The organism is Aeromonas sp. 95A (genome assembly GCF_051919235.1).
In the GTDB taxonomy this organism is placed as follows: domain Bacteria; phylum Pseudomonadota; class Gammaproteobacteria; order Enterobacterales; family Aeromonadaceae; genus Aeromonas; species Aeromonas veronii.
The window spans coordinates 1,179,422-1,195,200 of record NZ_JBQBFC010000001.1 but is presented as its reverse complement, the minus strand read 5'-3'; the positions used below and the strand labels follow the sequence as shown (position 1 = coordinate 1,195,200).

Annotated in this window: 9 protein-coding genes and 1 pseudogene; 6 read left to right on the top strand and 4 right to left on the bottom strand. The window is 62.6% G+C overall.

The features are described from left to right. The first annotated feature begins 67 nt into the window (after positions 1 to 67). The 3 genes from ACTG2U_RS05180 (at position 68) to ACTG2U_RS05170 (ending at position 7,720) form a co-directional block, all read left to right on the top strand. Positions 68 to 4,951 carry an alpha-2-macroglobulin family protein gene (locus ACTG2U_RS05180; RefSeq protein ID WP_439974144.1) on the top strand — a complete coding sequence of 1,628 codons (4,884 nt, stop codon included), beginning with the start codon at positions 68 to 70 and terminating at the stop codon, positions 4,949 to 4,951. Beyond that, positions 4,917 to 7,349, top strand: coding sequence for a penicillin-binding protein 1C (pbpC, locus tag ACTG2U_RS05175; RefSeq protein WP_335812406.1), 2,433 nt, complete (start codon positions 4,917 to 4,919; stop codon positions 7,347 to 7,349). Before ACTG2U_RS05180 ends, pbpC begins: the two co-directional genes overlap by 35 nt. A 122-nt stretch (positions 7,350 to 7,471) precedes the next feature. Beyond that, a complete protein-coding gene (locus tag ACTG2U_RS05170) occupies positions 7,472 to 7,720 on the top strand; it encodes a hypothetical protein (RefSeq protein WP_081849369.1) in 249 nt (82 codons plus the stop codon). Positions 7,721 to 7,775: 55 nt separating this feature from the next. On the opposite strand, the gene ACTG2U_RS05165 is transcribed toward ACTG2U_RS05170, so the two are convergent. After that, entirely contained in the window at positions 7,776 to 8,741 is a 966-nt protein-coding gene (locus ACTG2U_RS05165; RefSeq protein ID WP_257687580.1) for a hypothetical protein, read from the bottom strand. Positions 8,742 to 8,918: 177 nt separating this feature from the next. Here ACTG2U_RS05165 and thiI point away from each other — a divergent pair, with 177 nt between their 5' ends. Next, a complete protein-coding gene (thiI, locus tag ACTG2U_RS05160; protein ID WP_042083806.1) occupies positions 8,919 to 10,367 on the top strand; it encodes a tRNA uracil 4-sulfurtransferase ThiI in 1,449 nt (482 codons plus the stop codon). Between the two features lie 145 nt (positions 10,368 to 10,512). Here the strand turns inward: thiI and ACTG2U_RS05155 are convergent. Continuing rightward, positions 10,513 to 11,223, bottom strand: a pseudogene (locus ACTG2U_RS05155) (IS5 family transposase). A gap of 63 nt (positions 11,224 to 11,286) precedes the next feature. Next, a complete protein-coding gene (locus ACTG2U_RS05150) occupies positions 11,287 to 12,867 on the bottom strand; it encodes an alpha/beta hydrolase (protein ID WP_439974143.1) in 1,581 nt (526 codons plus the stop codon). 345 nt (positions 12,868 to 13,212) lie between these two features. Between ACTG2U_RS05150 and ACTG2U_RS05145 the strand changes: the two genes are divergently transcribed. Together ACTG2U_RS05145 and rluF are read left to right on the top strand one after the other, a co-directional pair. Continuing rightward, on the top strand, positions 13,213 to 13,335 hold the full coding sequence (locus ACTG2U_RS05145) for a hypothetical protein (protein ID WP_265176566.1): 123 nt from the start codon (positions 13,213 to 13,215) through the stop codon (positions 13,333 to 13,335). Beyond that, entirely contained in the window at positions 13,325 to 14,341 is a 1,017-nt protein-coding gene (gene rluF / locus ACTG2U_RS05140; protein WP_429014046.1) for a 23S rRNA pseudouridine(2604) synthase RluF, read from the top strand. The genes ACTG2U_RS05145 and rluF overlap by 11 nt, the downstream gene beginning before the upstream one ends. Before the next feature lie 67 nt (positions 14,342 to 14,408). On the opposite strand, the gene ACTG2U_RS05135 is transcribed toward rluF, so the two are convergent. Beyond that, positions 14,409 to 15,671: a cyanate transporter gene (locus tag ACTG2U_RS05135; protein WP_429014048.1), complete on the bottom strand. Its 1,263-nt coding sequence runs from the start codon at positions 15,669 to 15,671 to the stop codon at positions 14,409 to 14,411. Positions 15,672 to 15,779 lie beyond the last annotated feature (108 nt).

Sequence of the window (15,779 nt, the reverse complement as noted above, 5' to 3'; positions counted from 1 at the left end):
GAGCAGGATGCCTTATCCTGTTTCCAGCCACGCTGCGTTTGCAACGCTCCAACTCGGGATGGAACCTATGCGCCTCTTCGACACTCCCTCTGCTTCTCACCGCTCTACCGCTGAAACCGGTGCTCTGCGCCGCCGCTGCTCGGCCCTGCTGCTTTGCGGGGTGGTCGGTTTGCTGTCTGGCTGCGGCCCTGACAAGCCCACCAGCCAAATATCGACCACAGAATCCACAGCCCAGCAGGAGACCGGGGCGCCAACTTCTGTAGTGCAGGCCAATGCCCGCCAATATCGCGATGCCCCGGCGCTGGCGCTGGTCTTCTCCGGCCCCCTGGCGCCCAAGGCCAATTGGCAGAGCTGGCTTGCGGTCAGTGAGGGGGGCAAGCAGGTGCAGGGGGAGTGGATCCTCGCCGACGATGGTCGCACCCTCTATTTCCCGAACGTTCAGCCCGATAAAAGCTATGAAGTGAGCCTCAAGGCGGGGCTGGGCCCATCCCCTCAGAGCTGGACCCTCAAGACCCGGCCGCTGGAGGCGGGAGCCTCCTTTACCGCCAGTGGCATGGTATTGCCGCTGCGTCAGGAACTTCGCTTGCCCATCAGCGCGGTCAATGTGGACGAGGTCAATATCGATTTCTTTCGGGTCGATTCGGAATATCTGCCCCGTTTTCTGGCGGAATATCGCCCCGGTTCCGGCATGGGCAACTGGGAGCTTGAGCAGATCACCCAGCGGGCCAAGCGGGTATTCAGTGGCCGCTATGCGCTGGAGCTCGATGCCAACCGGCGCGAGACCCGCCTCATCAATGTGAAAGAGCCGCAGTTGGCCGAGGCTGGCGTCTACTTTGCGGTGATGTCCCCCCTTGGCAACTACGACTGGCGCAAGGAGACCACCTATTTTGCGGTGAGCGACATGGGGCTCAGTGTCCGCCGTTACCGCGATCAGCTGGAGGTGTTCGTGAGCTCCCTGGCAAGCGCCGACCCGCTCAAGGATGTGCAGCTCTCCCTGCTCGACGAGAAGGGCAACCGGCTGCAGGTGCAAACCACGGATCCCCAGGGCCATCGCCGTTTCGATCAGGTGCAGGGGGTTCGCCTGCTGCTGGCCGAGCAGGGTAAGCATCTGGCGGTGCTGCGCCTCGATGGGGCTGCGCTCGATCTCTCCACCTTCGATCTCGGCACCCAGCCCTGGCAGGCCCAGCAGTTGTATCTCTTTAGCGGGCGCGATCTCTATCGCCCCGGCGAGCGGCTCGACAGCGAGATCCTGCTCAAGGGGCAGGATGGCCAGCTGCTGCCCGGTATGGCAGTGGAGCTGGAGGTGAAGCAGCCGGACGGCCAGCTGCTCGAGCAGAAACGGCTGCTGCCGGACAATTTGGGCGCCGCCCACTACGGTCTGCGTTTGCCGGATGATGCGCCGCTCGGGCGCTGGACCATCAACCTCAAGACCGCCGCTGGCAGCCGCTTTGAGTGGCCCTTTTTGGTGGAGGAGTTCTTGCCGGAACGGCTCAAACTGCAGCTTGGCAAGGGGCCGGATGGCGAAGTCACGGATCTGGACGCAGCCCTGACTCTGCCACTGCAGGGGGACTATCTCTACGGTGCGCCAGCGAGCGCCACCAAGGCCAAGGCAGAGGTGAAGATCAGCCGCGCCACCATGCCCTTTACCCAGTGGCAGGAGTTCACGCTGGGTGACGTGCTGCTTGCCGAGCAGGCCAAGGATCTCGAGCCCCTCAGTCTCACCCTCGATGCGCAGGGGCAGGGGACTTTTTCGCTTGCTGATGAGCTCGACGGGGTGCGTGCCCTCGGGCCGCTGGAGGTGGCCTATCGGGTATCGCTCTCCGAACCCGGTGGCCGCGCCGTCAATCGCAGCCGCACCCAGTATGGCTGGCCCGCAGGCAGTCAGTGGCCGGCGCTCAAGGCCGACTTCGTAGCGGATCGGGTAGAGGGTGGCAAGCCTCTGCCCTTCCAGATCCTCAATCTCGATGAGCAAGGCCAACCGGTGGCGGGGACGGTGAAAGTGCGCCTTATCAACGAGTACCGCGATTACTACTGGCACTACGCCGATGGCGAGGGGTGGAAGTACGAGTTCAACAGCCAGCCCTATCTGGAGCAGGAGCAGACCCTGCAGCTGGACGGCAAGGGGCCGACCCCCCTAAGCTTGCAACTCGCCGCGGGCTGGTATCGGTTGGAGGTGGAGAACAGTCAGGGCCATCAATCGAGCCTGCGGGTGGAGATCGGCAGTTACGCCTGGGGCGGCGGTGGCGAGCAGGCGCGGCCTGACAAGATTGCCATCACCCTCGACAAGCGCGCCTATCAGGCGGGCGACAAGGCCAAAGTGACGCTGGTGGCCCCGCGCCCCGGCAAGGGGTTGCTTATGGTGGAAGATGGCGACGGCCTGCGCTGGTGGCAGCGTATCGAGCTCAAGGGGGCCGGTGGCGATGCCAAGGATGCCCGCGGCGAGTTCGAGATCCCGGTCAGCCCCGAGTGGCAGCGTCATGATCTGCACATTTCGGCCCAGATCGCCGCACCAGACAGCGCCTCCAAACCGGTCAGCAGCCAGCAGGGGCAGAGCCTGCGCTCGGTCGGACTGGTGCCGCTCACCCTGGATCGGGAAGCGCGCCGTCTGCCGCTTACCCTGAGCGCGCCGGACAAAGCCGTGCCGCTTACCCGGCTGGAAGTGACCGCCACCTCGACCCCCAATAGCCAAGGCCGTGTGGTACTGGCGGCGGTGGATCGGGGCGTGCTCAATATCAGCGATTATCAGCCGCTCGATCCGTTCGAGATCTTCTTTGGTCGCAAGCGCTTCTCCCAAGATTTGTTCGACAACTACGGCCAGGTGATCCCGCCGCAGGATGGCAAGCTGGCCCGCCTCAACTACGGGGGCGATCGGGCGCCGCTGAAAAAGGGTGGCGCGCTGGAGAGCCGGGTCGAGATAGCTGCGCTCTGGAGCGGCGAGGTGAGTTTTGACCAGCAGGGTAAAGCGGTGATCCCGCTCGACTTGCCCAACTTCAACGGCGAACTGGCGCTGATGGCGCTGGCCTGGAACGAACAGCAAGTGGGTGAAGCCGAGCGCGCCGTCAAGGTGGTGGCGCCGCTGGTGGCCGAAATTGGCTGGCCGCGCTTTGGCGCCAGAGGGGATGAGACCCGGGCGCTGGTGCAGCTGCGCAACATGAGCGGTGAGGATCAGACCCTCTCCCTTGTCTGGACCCTCAATGGTGGGTTGAAAGCAAACGGTGAGTTGCCCGGCACCCTGTCCCTGAAAAATGGCGAGGAGCAGTGGTTGACCCTGCCGCTCACCGTGACCGGGGCGAGCGGCGTGGCAAGCCTGCAGTTGGCGGCCAGCGGCAAGGATTTTGCCATCAGCCGCGACTGGACTTTGCCGCTGCGCTCCCCCTGGCCTGCCGAGACTCGCCAGCGCTACCAGATGCTGTCCCCCGGCCAACAGATGAGCTTTGCGCAAGGTGAGCTGGCCGGGCTGGATCGCGCCAATCTGCAGGGGCTGCTCAGCCTCTCCGGTACTCCCCCCTGGGATCCGGCTGCCCAGTGGCAGGCACTGGCCGACTACCCCTACGCCTGTCTGGAGCAGACTCTGTCCCGTGCCTGGCCTTACTTGCTGACCACGGCCGATGAGCGGGCCGCCTGGAGCAGACCCGCAGAGGGCAAGAAAGCGGCGAGCGAGGCAGACGTGCAGCGCGCCCTGCTACAGCGGCTGCAGCGGTTGCAACTGCCCAGCGGCGGTTTTGGTCTGTGGGATGGTCGCTCCGATGAAGAGCAGTGGCTCACCGCCTATGCCGCCGACTACCTGCTGGCGCGCAAGGAGGCGGGCGACGCAGTGCCGGAGGCGATGCTCAATCAGGCGCTGAACCGGCTGCAAAGCTATCTCACCGACAGTCAGTATGGTGAGCGCTGGAGCAGTGCCCCCGAGCACAGCCGGTTGGCCTATCAGGCCTACAGCGCCTATGTGCTGGCCCGGGTGGGCAAGGCGCCGCTCGCTACCTTGCGCCTTATCTGGGAGCAGCAGGCCGATCACGCCCGCTCAGGTTTGCCGCTGCTCCACCTCTCGCTGGCGCTCTCGGCCATGGGGGATGAGCAGAACGCCGCCAAGGCCCTCAGCCGGGCATTGTCGACCGAGCGCGGTGATGACTATCTGGGGGATTACGGCTCACCGCTGCGCGATCAGGCCCTTGAGCTCTCCTTGCTTCGTCAGCACAAGCTGGCTGCGGAGCGCTGGCCTGATCTCAGCGCCAAGGTAGCCGATACCCTGGCTCACCGTCAGTGGCTCAGCACTCAGGAGCGGCTCGCTCTGTTGCGACTCGCCCGTTTCGATCCTGCCGTCGACTGGCAGGCCAAGGTAACTTCCTCTCTTGGCAGTGGATCCCTGAGCGGTTCGGCTTCGCTGCAGCAGGGCTCCCCCGAGGCACTGGCCGCGAGCGCCATCACCAACGAGGGCAAGGGCTCCCTCTATGTGCAGCGCACTCTGGTCGGCTACCCCGAACAGGCACCGGCACGGATCAGCAAAGGGATGAGTGTGACCCGCAGCTGGTTCAACAGCGACGGTCAGCGTTTTGACCCGGCCAAAGTGAAGGTGGGCGATCTGGTGGTGGTGCGGCTCAATGTCAGCAGCGAATCTGCCGTGCCCGATGCCCTGCTGGTGGAGATGGTGCCCGCTGGCTTCGAGCTGGAGAACCCAGCCCTTGGCAACAGCATCAAGCTCGAAGAGCTCTCCATCGAGGGGAAACCGGCGTGGCAGAGCGAGTGGAACGACTATCTCAAGCATCAGGAGTTTCGCGATGACCGCTACACGGCAGCGCTGGAGCTGAGCGAGGGGAGCAACCAGCAACTGGTCTACCTGATGCGGGCGGTGACGCCGGGCCGCTATCAGGTGCCACCGACCCAGGTGGAGGATATGTACCGGCCTGAACTGCGGGCTGTGGGTGAGGATATCCACGAGGTGCGTATCTCTGAGTAACAAACCCTCCCTTGAGCGGGTTCGCCCGCTCACTTTTTGGCAGCGTGGTTGGCTGAGCCTGGGTCGCAGTGGCCGCGCAGGCTGGCGCTGGCTTGGCGGTCTGCCGCGCTTGCTGCACTTTTCGGTGCTGGGAGTTGTAGCACTGCTGCTGTCATTGCTGGCGCTGGATCGCATTTTCCCGCCGCCGCCACTAGACCCCGCCTACGCACGGGTGGTGCTTGACATGAAAGGGCGACCGCTGCGCGCCTTTGCCGATACCAGCGGCGTGTGGCGCTACCCCGTGACCCTGGAGCAGGTCTCCCCCCGCTATATCGAGGCGTTGCTGGGTTACGAGGATCGCCATTTCTGGCGCCATCCCGGGGTTAATCCGGTGGCCATGGTGCGCGGGGTCTGGCAGTGGCTGCGCTATGGGCGGGCTGTGTCGGGCGGCTCGACCCTCACCATGCAGGTGGCGCGTCTTATCGAACCCTACCACCGGAGCGTGCCCGGCAAGTTGCGCCAGATGGCGCGCGCACTGCAGCTTGAGTGGCACTACGACAAGCGCACCCTGCTCACCGTCTACCTCAACCGGGCGCCGTTTGGCGGTAACCTAGAGGGGGTGCAGGCGGCAAGTTTTGCCTATCTCGGCAAGAGTGCGGCCAAGCTGACCTATGCCGAGGCGGCGCTGTTGGCGGTGCTGCCACAGGCCCCCAGCCGCAACCGACCAGATCGCCATCCCGAGCGGGCCCGCGCCGCCCGCGACAAGGTGATGCAGCGACTGGTGGCTCAGGGTGTCTGGCCCGAGCCGGTGTGGTTGGAGGGACGTATCGAGCCGGTGCTGGCCCGCGGTCACTTCACGCCGATGGAGGCGCCGCTCTTTGCCCGCCTCGCCGCTGATAATCAGACCGGGGCGCTGGTGCACACCACCATCGACGGGGATCTACAGCGCTGGCTGGAGGGACGGGTGGCGAGCTACATTCGCCGCTTCCCCGAGCAGACTTCTGCCGCCTTGCTGCTGGTAGATAACAAAACCATGGCGGTACGCGCCTATGTGGGCAGCGCCGAGTATGGCAATTTGCGTCGCCACGGTTACCTCGACATGGTGCAGGCAATCCGCTCTCCCGGCTCCACCCTCAAGCCCTTTATCTACGGTCTGGCGATGGATGAGGGGCTGGTGCACTCGGCCTCCCTGCTCTCCGATGCGCCAAGGCTGGGCTCGGATTATCGCCCCGCCAACTTTTCCGGCGCCTTTCAGGGGCCGGTGACCCTCGCTCAGGCGCTGCAGCAATCCCTCAACGTGCCGGCGGTGCAGGTGCTGGAGGCGCTCGGGCCCGACAAGCTGGTCAGCCGCCTCGACAATGCCGGGGTGCGGCTGGCGCTCTCCGACAAACCCAATCCGGCCATCGCGCTGGGGGCGGCGGGTATTCGGCTCGAGCAGCTTGTCGCGCTCTACAGCTCGCTCACTCGACAGGGGCAGGTGGCCATGCCGGTCTGGCTGGCGGGGCAGCAGGCGGTGTCGCGCCCCTTGTTGAGCCCGGGAGCGGCCTGGATCATCTGGCAGATCCTGAGCGCGCAGGGGCGGGCTGATCAGCCCTTTGCCAGTGAGGCGACCGGCCGGGTCAATCGACTGGCCTGGAAGACCGGCACCAGCTATGGCTATCGCGACAGCTGGGCGATGGGGGTTTCCGGTCGCTGGACCATAGGCGTATGGCTTGGTCGCCCCGACGGTACCCCCATGCCCGGTTTTTACGGGCAGAGCGCGGCGGTGCCGCTGCTGCTCTCTGTCTATTCGCGGCTCTCGGACAACAGCCCCTTGCCGGCACAACCCAACACGGTGAGCGAAGCAGAGATCTGCTGGCCGCTGGGGCGCAAGGCCAGCGCGACCCTGCCTGAAGCCTGTTTGCAGCATCAGAGCGCCTGGTTGCTGGAAGGGCGTGATCCTCCCACCTTGCCGGATCCCATGGACTGGCCCTCGCCGCTGCGCCAGGTCGCACTGACCGCCGGGGGCAAGCCGACGCTGACCCGTTGCCCCGATGCGGCGCAATCCGGTTTTCGGGCCCTCTGGCCATTGTCGCTGGAGCCGTGGCGGTCCCCCGGCGAGCGACGGCAGGCGCTGCTGGCCAGCGGTTGTGCAGGGGAGGGGCAGAGTGCCGAGCTGCAGGCTCCCATTCGCATCGTGGCGCTGGGGGAGGGCAACCTTATCCGCAGCCAGCGCTATCGGTTGCAGCCCAAGGTGCTGGGCGGTGTCGGCAAGTCGGCCTGGTTTCTCAACGGCCAGCGACTGCGCTGGGACGGGGATCAGGTGCTGAGTATGGCGGGTCGTTATCAGCTGGTGGTGGTCGATGAAGCGGGCAACAGCGATCGTATCGAGTTTCGTGTGGTGCATCCTGACAGTGATGCCAGCACCATCACCCGTTGATCGTTTTGCCGACAGCCATTGAGGTGAATGTAATTAACTATTTGAAATGCATCAATATTTGATTGGATGAATTAATTTGTGAATAATTACGAATTCATTCAAATCCAATCGGGAGTTCTCTTTTGCTGCGTGTTCTGTGTCCCTTGCTGGTGCTGATGAGTTCGGGCTGTGCCACTACCAATCATGGTGATCACCATGTTTCTCCTGAACGTACCGGGTTCTATTCACCTTTCGAACCCGCTTCCGAGAGTTTTGTACGTTGTTATCAGAAACAGTTTGCCTGTACCCCTGCCAATATCCGCCGTGACAGGGCGATGGAAGCGCGCCGTGACGCACAAGAGCGGGCCAATCATCGTGGTGATGATTGGTAGGCTGCAGAAAACGAGAGGGGTTGGCAGATGCCAACCCCTTTTTCATTCCGCCGGTTCAGCCCGGTTGGCGCAGATGACCGAGCCGGGTGAAGAAGTGCTGGCTCTTGCGCTGGTGAAAGTGGCTCTTCTTGATGGGATGGAAGATGAGGTCGCTTTCGGGATGGCTTGCTTTTAACTGGTGGAGCATGGCTACGGCGGGCAGGCTGGTGCTGACCAGGGTGGTGAGTGGCATGCTGAGGGTCTCGGGCCCGAGCAGTTGATTGAGCCCTTGCTGAGCCTGCTCAAAGCGGGTCAGGGCCGCCGGGTCGGCATAGCCGCTACCCAGCATGGTGAGCAGGTTGTCGAGGGCCAGATGAAATTCGGCCAACTGCTGGCGAAAGCCGCTGCGCCCGCGCAGGGCAATCAGCTCTGCAAACGGAATGTCGGCCAGGTGAGTGGGCACTTGCAACGGGATCTCGAGGAGGAAGCAATCCTGACCGCCGCGATTGTGGTAGCGGGATTCGAGCAGATGGAGCAGGCGGTCGAGATAGTCGTGATCGGTAATAAGCGCCCCGTCATTGGCGAGTGCCCACTCACGGGCAAGGCGCATGGAGATCAGGTTGGCAAAGCGTCGCGCCATTCTGATCCCCCCCTCATCCCGGGTCGCAAAGCCGTGAGTCAGGCAAAAGCCGTGCAGCCGCTCCAGCCCCACCTGATCCGGGCAGAAGCAGTCGTGGTTGGCCTCCTGACGCCAGCGACCAATCAGCTCCTTGTTGCCAAACACCTTGTGGCGGACGAAATCGGGGGCCACCAGGCCGCTTATCTGGCTCTCCAGTTGCGGGGTAATGGCGGCAAAGAAGGCGGCATCGGGCCGCTCGGCCAGCAGATCGGTCTGCTGTTGAAGGGTATCGAGCAGGGCGGTGAGACCGCTCTTTTCGCTGACGGTGAAGACGAAGGCGAGCCGCTCCAGATAGAGCAGGGCAAATTTGAGCCAGAGCTCGTCGCGTACCTCCATGCCGGGGTAGTAGATGTAGGTCTTCATCGGATCAGTCTGTTGTCAAAAATCTGGCGAGGCGCAGGGTCGGGAATATACGCAAGATTGGCGCTGCACGGCAAACACTGCGTGGGGTAATGTGAGCAAACGCTCATCCAGTAGGCGCTGGCCACAAAGTTCTGATATAATTCGCGCCCTTAAATCAAGGTCACCCGAGTCATTACCATGAAGTTCATTATCAAGCTGTTCCCGGAAATCACCATCAAGAGCAAGTCGGTTCGCCAGCGCTTTATCAAGATCCTGCAGGGCAATATCCGCAATGTCCTGCGCCGCTTCGACGACGATGCCCGCGTACGGATGGATTGGGACAAGCTGATTGTGAGCTCCCGCAATGACCAGTTCCGCGAGCAGGCTATCGAAGCCCTGGCCTGTATTCCGGGCATTCAGGCTTTCCTCGAGGTTCAGGCCAGCAAGTTTACCGATCTGCACGACATCTTCGAGCAGGTGAAAGCCGTATGGGGCGACCAGCTCAAGGGCAAAACCTTCTGCGTGCGCGCCAAGCGCCACGGCAAGCATGAGTTCTCCTCCCTCGAGGTTGAGCGTTACGTGGGCGGTGGATTGAATCAGCACTGCGAAAGCAATGGTGTGCGCCTCAAGAACCCGGATGTGAAGATCAACCTCGAGATCGACGGTGAGGAGCTCTTTATCGTCAGCGCCATCCATCAGGGCCTGAGCGGCATGCCCATCGCGACCCAGGAAGATGTGCTGAGCCTGCTCTCCGGCGGTTTTGACTCTGGCGTGGCGTCGTTCCAGTTCATCAAGCGCGGCTGCCGTGTGCACTACTGCTTCTTCAATCTGGGCGGTGCGGCCCACGAGATCGGCGTCAAGCAGGTGGCCTATCACCTGTGGAACCGTTTCGGCTCCTCCCACCGAGTACGTTTCACCGCGGTGGACTTTGAGCCGGTGGTTGCCGAGATCCTCGAGAAGATCGACAACGGTCAGATGGGCGTGGTGCTCAAGCGGATGATGATGCGTGCTGCCGCCAAGGTGGCCGATGAATTCCAGATCCCGGCGCTGGTGACCGGTGAGTGTGTGGGTCAGGTATCGAGCCAGACTCTCACCAACCTGAACGTGATCGACCGGGTGACCGACAAGGTGATCCTGCGCCCGCTCATTACTTGGGACAAGCCGGATATCATCAGTGAAGCCCGCCGCATCGGCACTTTGGAGTTTGCCGAGACCATGCCGGAGTATTGTGGGGTCATCTCCAAAAAGCCGACCGTGAAGGCCGATCTGACGCGCATTGAAGAGGAGGAGGGCAACTTCGACTTCGCCATTCTGGACAAGGTGGTCTCCGAGGCCCGTTACCTCGATATCCGCCGTATCGGTGAAGAGACTGCCGCTGAAGTCCAAGAGGTGGAAACGACTCAGGTGCTGGGCGCTGACGAGGTGATCCTGGATATCCGCTCTGCCGATGAACACGACGAGAAACCGTTGGTGGTGGAAAATCGTGAAGTGCTGCATATCCCCTTCTTCAAGCTGGCCACCGCCTTTGGCGATCTGCCCAAAGAGAAGACCTATCTGCTCTACTGCGATCGCGGTGTGATGAGCAAGCTGCAGGCGCTCTATCTGAAAGAGAAGGGCTTTGACAACGTCAAGGTGTACCGCCCGTAAGCGTGTTTTTGACCTTCAATAAAAAATCCGAAACCTGTTAATTGGTTTCGGATTTTTAATGTGTATCGTGCAGGATCTCGATTTTTTCCACGCCAGAAGTGCCACCCAGTTTGTGCAACTCTCCAACTTCTTCCTGCTGCGCTCATCACCTCCTTGCTAGGCGGTGTTCTCCAAATGCTGGTTGTCTGTCCACCAATAGTTCCCGTGAGTTACAAAGGCAGAAAGCCAGCTTTTCATATCTCATTGAGGATCCGCGAAACTTCTTCAGCCATCAGAAGCACCGCTCGACCACATTTCGCCTACGATAACGAACTTTGTCTAATACCAGCGGAAGTTCCTTATTGTATCGCTGCTGGCCGCGTGCGATAGCGGCCTGATGAGGTCGGAATCCTTTTCATAGCCAACGCACTTGTCGCATATCTGATTGCCGCTGAAAAGCAGAACCCCAACGGCAAACCATTACTATCAGTGACCAAGTGAACTTTGCTGCCAAAACCACCACGAGAGCGATCAAGAGCTTGATTCACCGGAGTGTTTTTTTACGCGCTCCGGCAGCATCTTTGGATGCTCTGACATTGGAGCCGTCAATGCACCACAGGTCGAAGTCGATAAGCCCTTCTTCATTGAGATGCAGTTGCAGCGCAGCAAGGATGGTATCGATACGACCTGTACTCAGCCAACGTCGAAAGGTGTTGTATGACAGATCTCGCCAAGGTGCGCCGGTGTGAAGTATCCAGAGAATGCCATCAAGCACTTGGCGTGGCTCACGAGTAGGGCGTCCTCTTATGCGGTGGGATAGAAAAAGGGGCTCGATAAGCCCCCATTGTGCATCGGTCAACTGGTAACGACGGGACACTGCACTGGTCTTAAACTGTTGAGAAAATTTGAGATTATATCTTCATCACAGTAAGTATATAGCCTAGAAAGGCGCGCTGCTCTCGTCGCTCTCCTGTAAAAACTGCTCCACTTCTGCCTGATAGGCCGCATCAGGTTGACCGCTGCTGGCAGGGGTTACGGCTGCAGACCGAGCCACGGGAGGGGCGGTGAGGGTCTCCATTACCCGCTGCTGCAGATAGGGGTAGAAGGGGTTGGAGGAGGTGCGGGTGAGGGCGCCGGGGTTGACGATCAGCACGCCGCGCTCGCCACGCAGGGCCAGACCGCCGAGATTGATGCCGTATTGCTCCCACTGCTGCGGGCGCGCCGCCATGCCATAGAGGGGGTCGTCCATCGGGAAGGGGAGCGCCACATGGGAGAGGGAGTAGATCTCCTTGGGATAATCGATACCCAGCGGGCGGAGCTGCTCAGGCTGATCGGCGCTGGCCAGCGTTCTGGCCTGCGTCGCGGGAGAGGCGGGGTCGACATTGCCCACCACGGTGAGGCGATAGTGCTCGGGGGCGTTTGGCAGCAAGCGGTGCAGCGCCAGCTCGGAGGCCGAGCTCATCAGCGGGCCAAACAGGGTGCTGCGGTTGATATCAAACAGTACCAGTTCGCTGCCGTTGGCCGGCAGGTAGTGGTAGAGATCGGCAATGATGGAGCGGGTGCTGACGGTGTAGTCCATCACCGACTGGAAGGTGAGTGCGGGGGGAAACGCCGCCAGCTCGCCACTGGCGGCCAGCTGGCGCACCTGCTGCTGGATGGCGTGGGTCAGGCGGTAGGACTGGCGCGCGCCGTTGACCGGAAACGAGTTGTACTTGAACGGGTTGAACTCCGGCATGGTGTCGAGCCAGGCGGCGTTGGCAAAGGCGGGCAGCAGGGCAGGCACGGCCTTGAGCCCGGCGAAGCGGGCAAAGCGGGTCACCCCGATCATCGGGGAGATCAGTACCAGCCGATCCGGTTTTGCCAGCGTGCCGCTCGGGTCGGCCAGCACATCGAGCGCATATTTCACCGCCAGCGCGCCGCCGTTGGAAAAGCCCACCAGATGCAGCGGCCGCTTGCCCGGTACCAGCAATCTGGCCTCCCGCACCGCCAGTCGGGTGGCGGCCAGCCAGGTCTCCCAATCCACATCCACGAGGCCAGCGGGTACTGTGCCGTGGCCGGGGATCCTCAGCCCCAGCGCGATAAAGCCCTGCTGCTGATAGCGTCTGGCCAGATGGCGCAGGCTATAGGGGGAGTCGGTCAGGCCGTGCAGCAGCACCGCCACCCCTTTGACTTCCCCCTCGGGGCGCAGCAGGTAGGAGCGGTTCCAGTTCTGCTGAAAGCGGGCGGGATTGATGGGGGCGTCCTGATAGTAGCGATTGCTGGCCAGTTGCTGCTCCGGCGGCGTTTTGGCGACTACCTCGGTGGCCACCAGCTCGAACAGCTCTGCTTCGCGGGCCAGATAGGCTTGCCAGTCGCTGCTATCGAGCTCATCGGCGCTGAGTTCGGGGGGCACCACTGTGTGCCACAGCTGCAGCGGCGCTGCCTGCCAGGCGAAGTAGGCGATCACCGCCCACGCGGTCAGCAACAGCAGCAACTGGGTCAGCAGAGCACGGCGAACAAGGCGACGAGTGTGAGCCAGCATGGTGCAATCCTTGGCGATAGGGGTGGATCCGCCTCTGGGCGGGCGAGTTTGGTGCAGCACATTGGGCGCGGCCAACCGACTTAAAGCCTAATGGAAACAAGGTGATATGTATAGTTGATGGCGTTAGGGGGCGCTGGCTGTGGGCGCCTGATCCCGCCGTTGGCATCAGGCTGGCCGTTCGAAGGCTGCATCGCGGGCCATCTGGCGGCGTGAACTTATCCGCAGATGCCCGCTTGGGCGCTGCTATCTTGCAACTATCTGCCCCTGAAAGGGGGCAATTATGCTACTGTAGCGGCGTTTTTTGATGGATAAGCTGGCATTGGCCTTTTTTGAAGATGGAATGGTATGCAGAACTTTGACGTAGTGAATTGGCTGATGCAGCAGACAGCCTCCCCGGCGCAGCCGGAACAGGCGATGGCACAACCGGGCGCGGCCCAGACCCTGTGGCAGGTGCCCCATGCTGGCTAACGAATCCATGCGCCTGAACAAATACATCAGCGAGAGCGGCATCTGCTCGCGCCGTGAGGCCGACCGCTTTATCGAGCAGGGCCATGTCTTTATCAACGGCAAGCGGGCCGGGATTGGCGATCAGGTGCAGGTTGGCGATCTGGTCAAGGTGAACGGTCAGGTGATCGAGCCGCGCGAGGCGGACAGTCTGGTGCTGATCGCCCTCAACAAGCCGGTGGGCATCGTCAGTACCACAGAGGCGGGCGAGAAGGACAACATCGTCGATTTCGTCAACCACAGCACCCGGGTCTTCCCCATCGGGCGTCTCGACAAGGATTCGCAGGGGCTGATTTTCCTCACCAACCACGGCGATCTGGTCAACAAGATCCTGCGGGCGGGCAACGATCACGAGAAAGAGTATCTGGTGACCGTCGACAAGCCGGTGACCGACGAGTTTGTGCGCGGCATGGCGGCCGGGGTGCCGATCCTCGGTACTGTGACCAAGAAGTGCAAGGTGAAGAAAGAGGCGCCGTTCGTCTTTCGCATCACCCTGGTGCAGGGGCTTAACCGCCAGATCCGCCGCATGTGCGAGCACTTCGGTTTTGAAGTGACCAAGCTCGAGCGCATCCGCATCATGAACGTCAGCCTCAAGGGGCTGCCGGTGGGCGAGTGGCGCGGTCTCACCGACGATGAGCTGATCGATCTGTTCAAGCTGATTGAGGACTCCTCCTCCGAGGTGAAACCGGCCAAAGGCGACAAACCCAAGGCGGCCAAGGCCCCTGCGGCGCAAAGCGCCAAACCGGGGCAGGGCAAGAAGCCGCGCCGCGATGATGATCACGAGATTGGCGGGCGTCCCAATGTGCCGGGCCCGGAAGCTTTCGAGAAGAAGCTGCCGGTGGGCAAGGGTGGCGCGGGCAAAGGTGCTGCCAACAAGGGCGGCGCTGGCAAAGGGGCTCCCAAGGGAGGCAAACCGGCCGCTGGCAAGCCGCGCACCGCTAACACCGGACGGCAGAAGAAGGGGCGCTGAGCTGCCCCTCTGAGTGGCATCAGCCTACCTTGTCATCCTCAACACTGTTATCCCCAACACACCGGCCTCAGGCCGGTGTGTTGTTTTGGACTGCAGAGCTGGTTGGGAGGGGCACCGAGATGGTCGGCTCGCTGGTGGTCGTTAACCCCATGACGCGGGGGTAGTGGCGCGGGTCGAGGCGCAGTACCAGCAGGCTCATCAGCAGCAAGCCCCCCAGTTGCCACTGCCAGGCGGTCGCAAAGTCGCCCATATAGTGATAGAGCCGTGCCGCCACCCAAGGGCCGGTGGCGGCCAGCATAAAGCCGAAGCCCTGCATCAGGGCGCTCAGGGTGCCCGCGCGGCGCGGGTCGGGCAGGTGATCGAGCGCAATCACCATGATCAGCGAAAAACTGCCGCCAAGACCGGCGCCGCACAGCATGCACCAGAGAATCGGGGCACTGGCTGGTGCCAGCCAGAGGCCGCCAAATCCCGCCAGCTGCATGGTAATTGCCTGCGCCATCCAGGGCCGCCGATCCATCTTGCGCGCCGCCAGCAGCGGCAGAACGAGGCCGCTGGCGGTCTGCGCCAGCGCCAGCCAGGCGACCAGCTCGCCCGCTTGCGCGGCGCTCCACCCTTGCGCCATATAGGCGGGGGCCAGCCAGGCCACTACGATGCCGTAACCGCTGTTGATGATGCCAAAGCAGACGATCAGCAACCAGCTGCGTGGCAGGGTGATCAGCCGCTGCTCGCCATCGGGAATGGCGACCGCGGCGGCCCGTGGCAGACGCACTTTCCACCCTAGCCAGACGAGGGCCAGCAGCACCGGCAGGCTCCAGAGCGCCAGCGCCCGCGACCAGTCGAGGCTCGCCGCCAGCCTTGGGGTGAGGCTGGCCCCCAGCGCCCCGCCCCCCATCATGCAGGCGGAGAAGATCCCCATCACCAGCGGTACCTTGCGGGCGAAGGCCTGCTTGATCAGTGCTGGCAGTACCCCCTGCACCAGTGCCGACCCAAGGCCGCAGAGCGCGGCGCTGGCGATCAGCAAGCTGCCGCTTTGGGCATCGAAGCGCATGGCACTGCCAATACCGAGCAGCAGCAGGGCCGCCCCCAGCAGTTGGCACGCACTGGCGCGTCTACGCAGGCTGGGGGTGAGCAGCACACCAATCCCGATCAGCCAGAGCGGCAGCAGGGTGAGCCAGGCGAGGGTGTCCATCCCCAGCGACAGGGCGCGGCCAATCTCGCCGCTCAGCGGGCCGATGGCGGTAAGAAAGGGGCGCAGGTTAAGGCCAATCAGGATCACCAGCACCAGCAGGGCAGTCTGGCCTGCGGGTTGATCCGCATTTCGTTGATTCATCGGGTGCTGTTTCCGGTTCTGGGAGAGGCAGGGGGCACTCGGGACACGGAGTCATCGGGGCTGAACATGGCAGATCACCGTCAAAGGAGGCAAAAGTGCCAGCCTAGC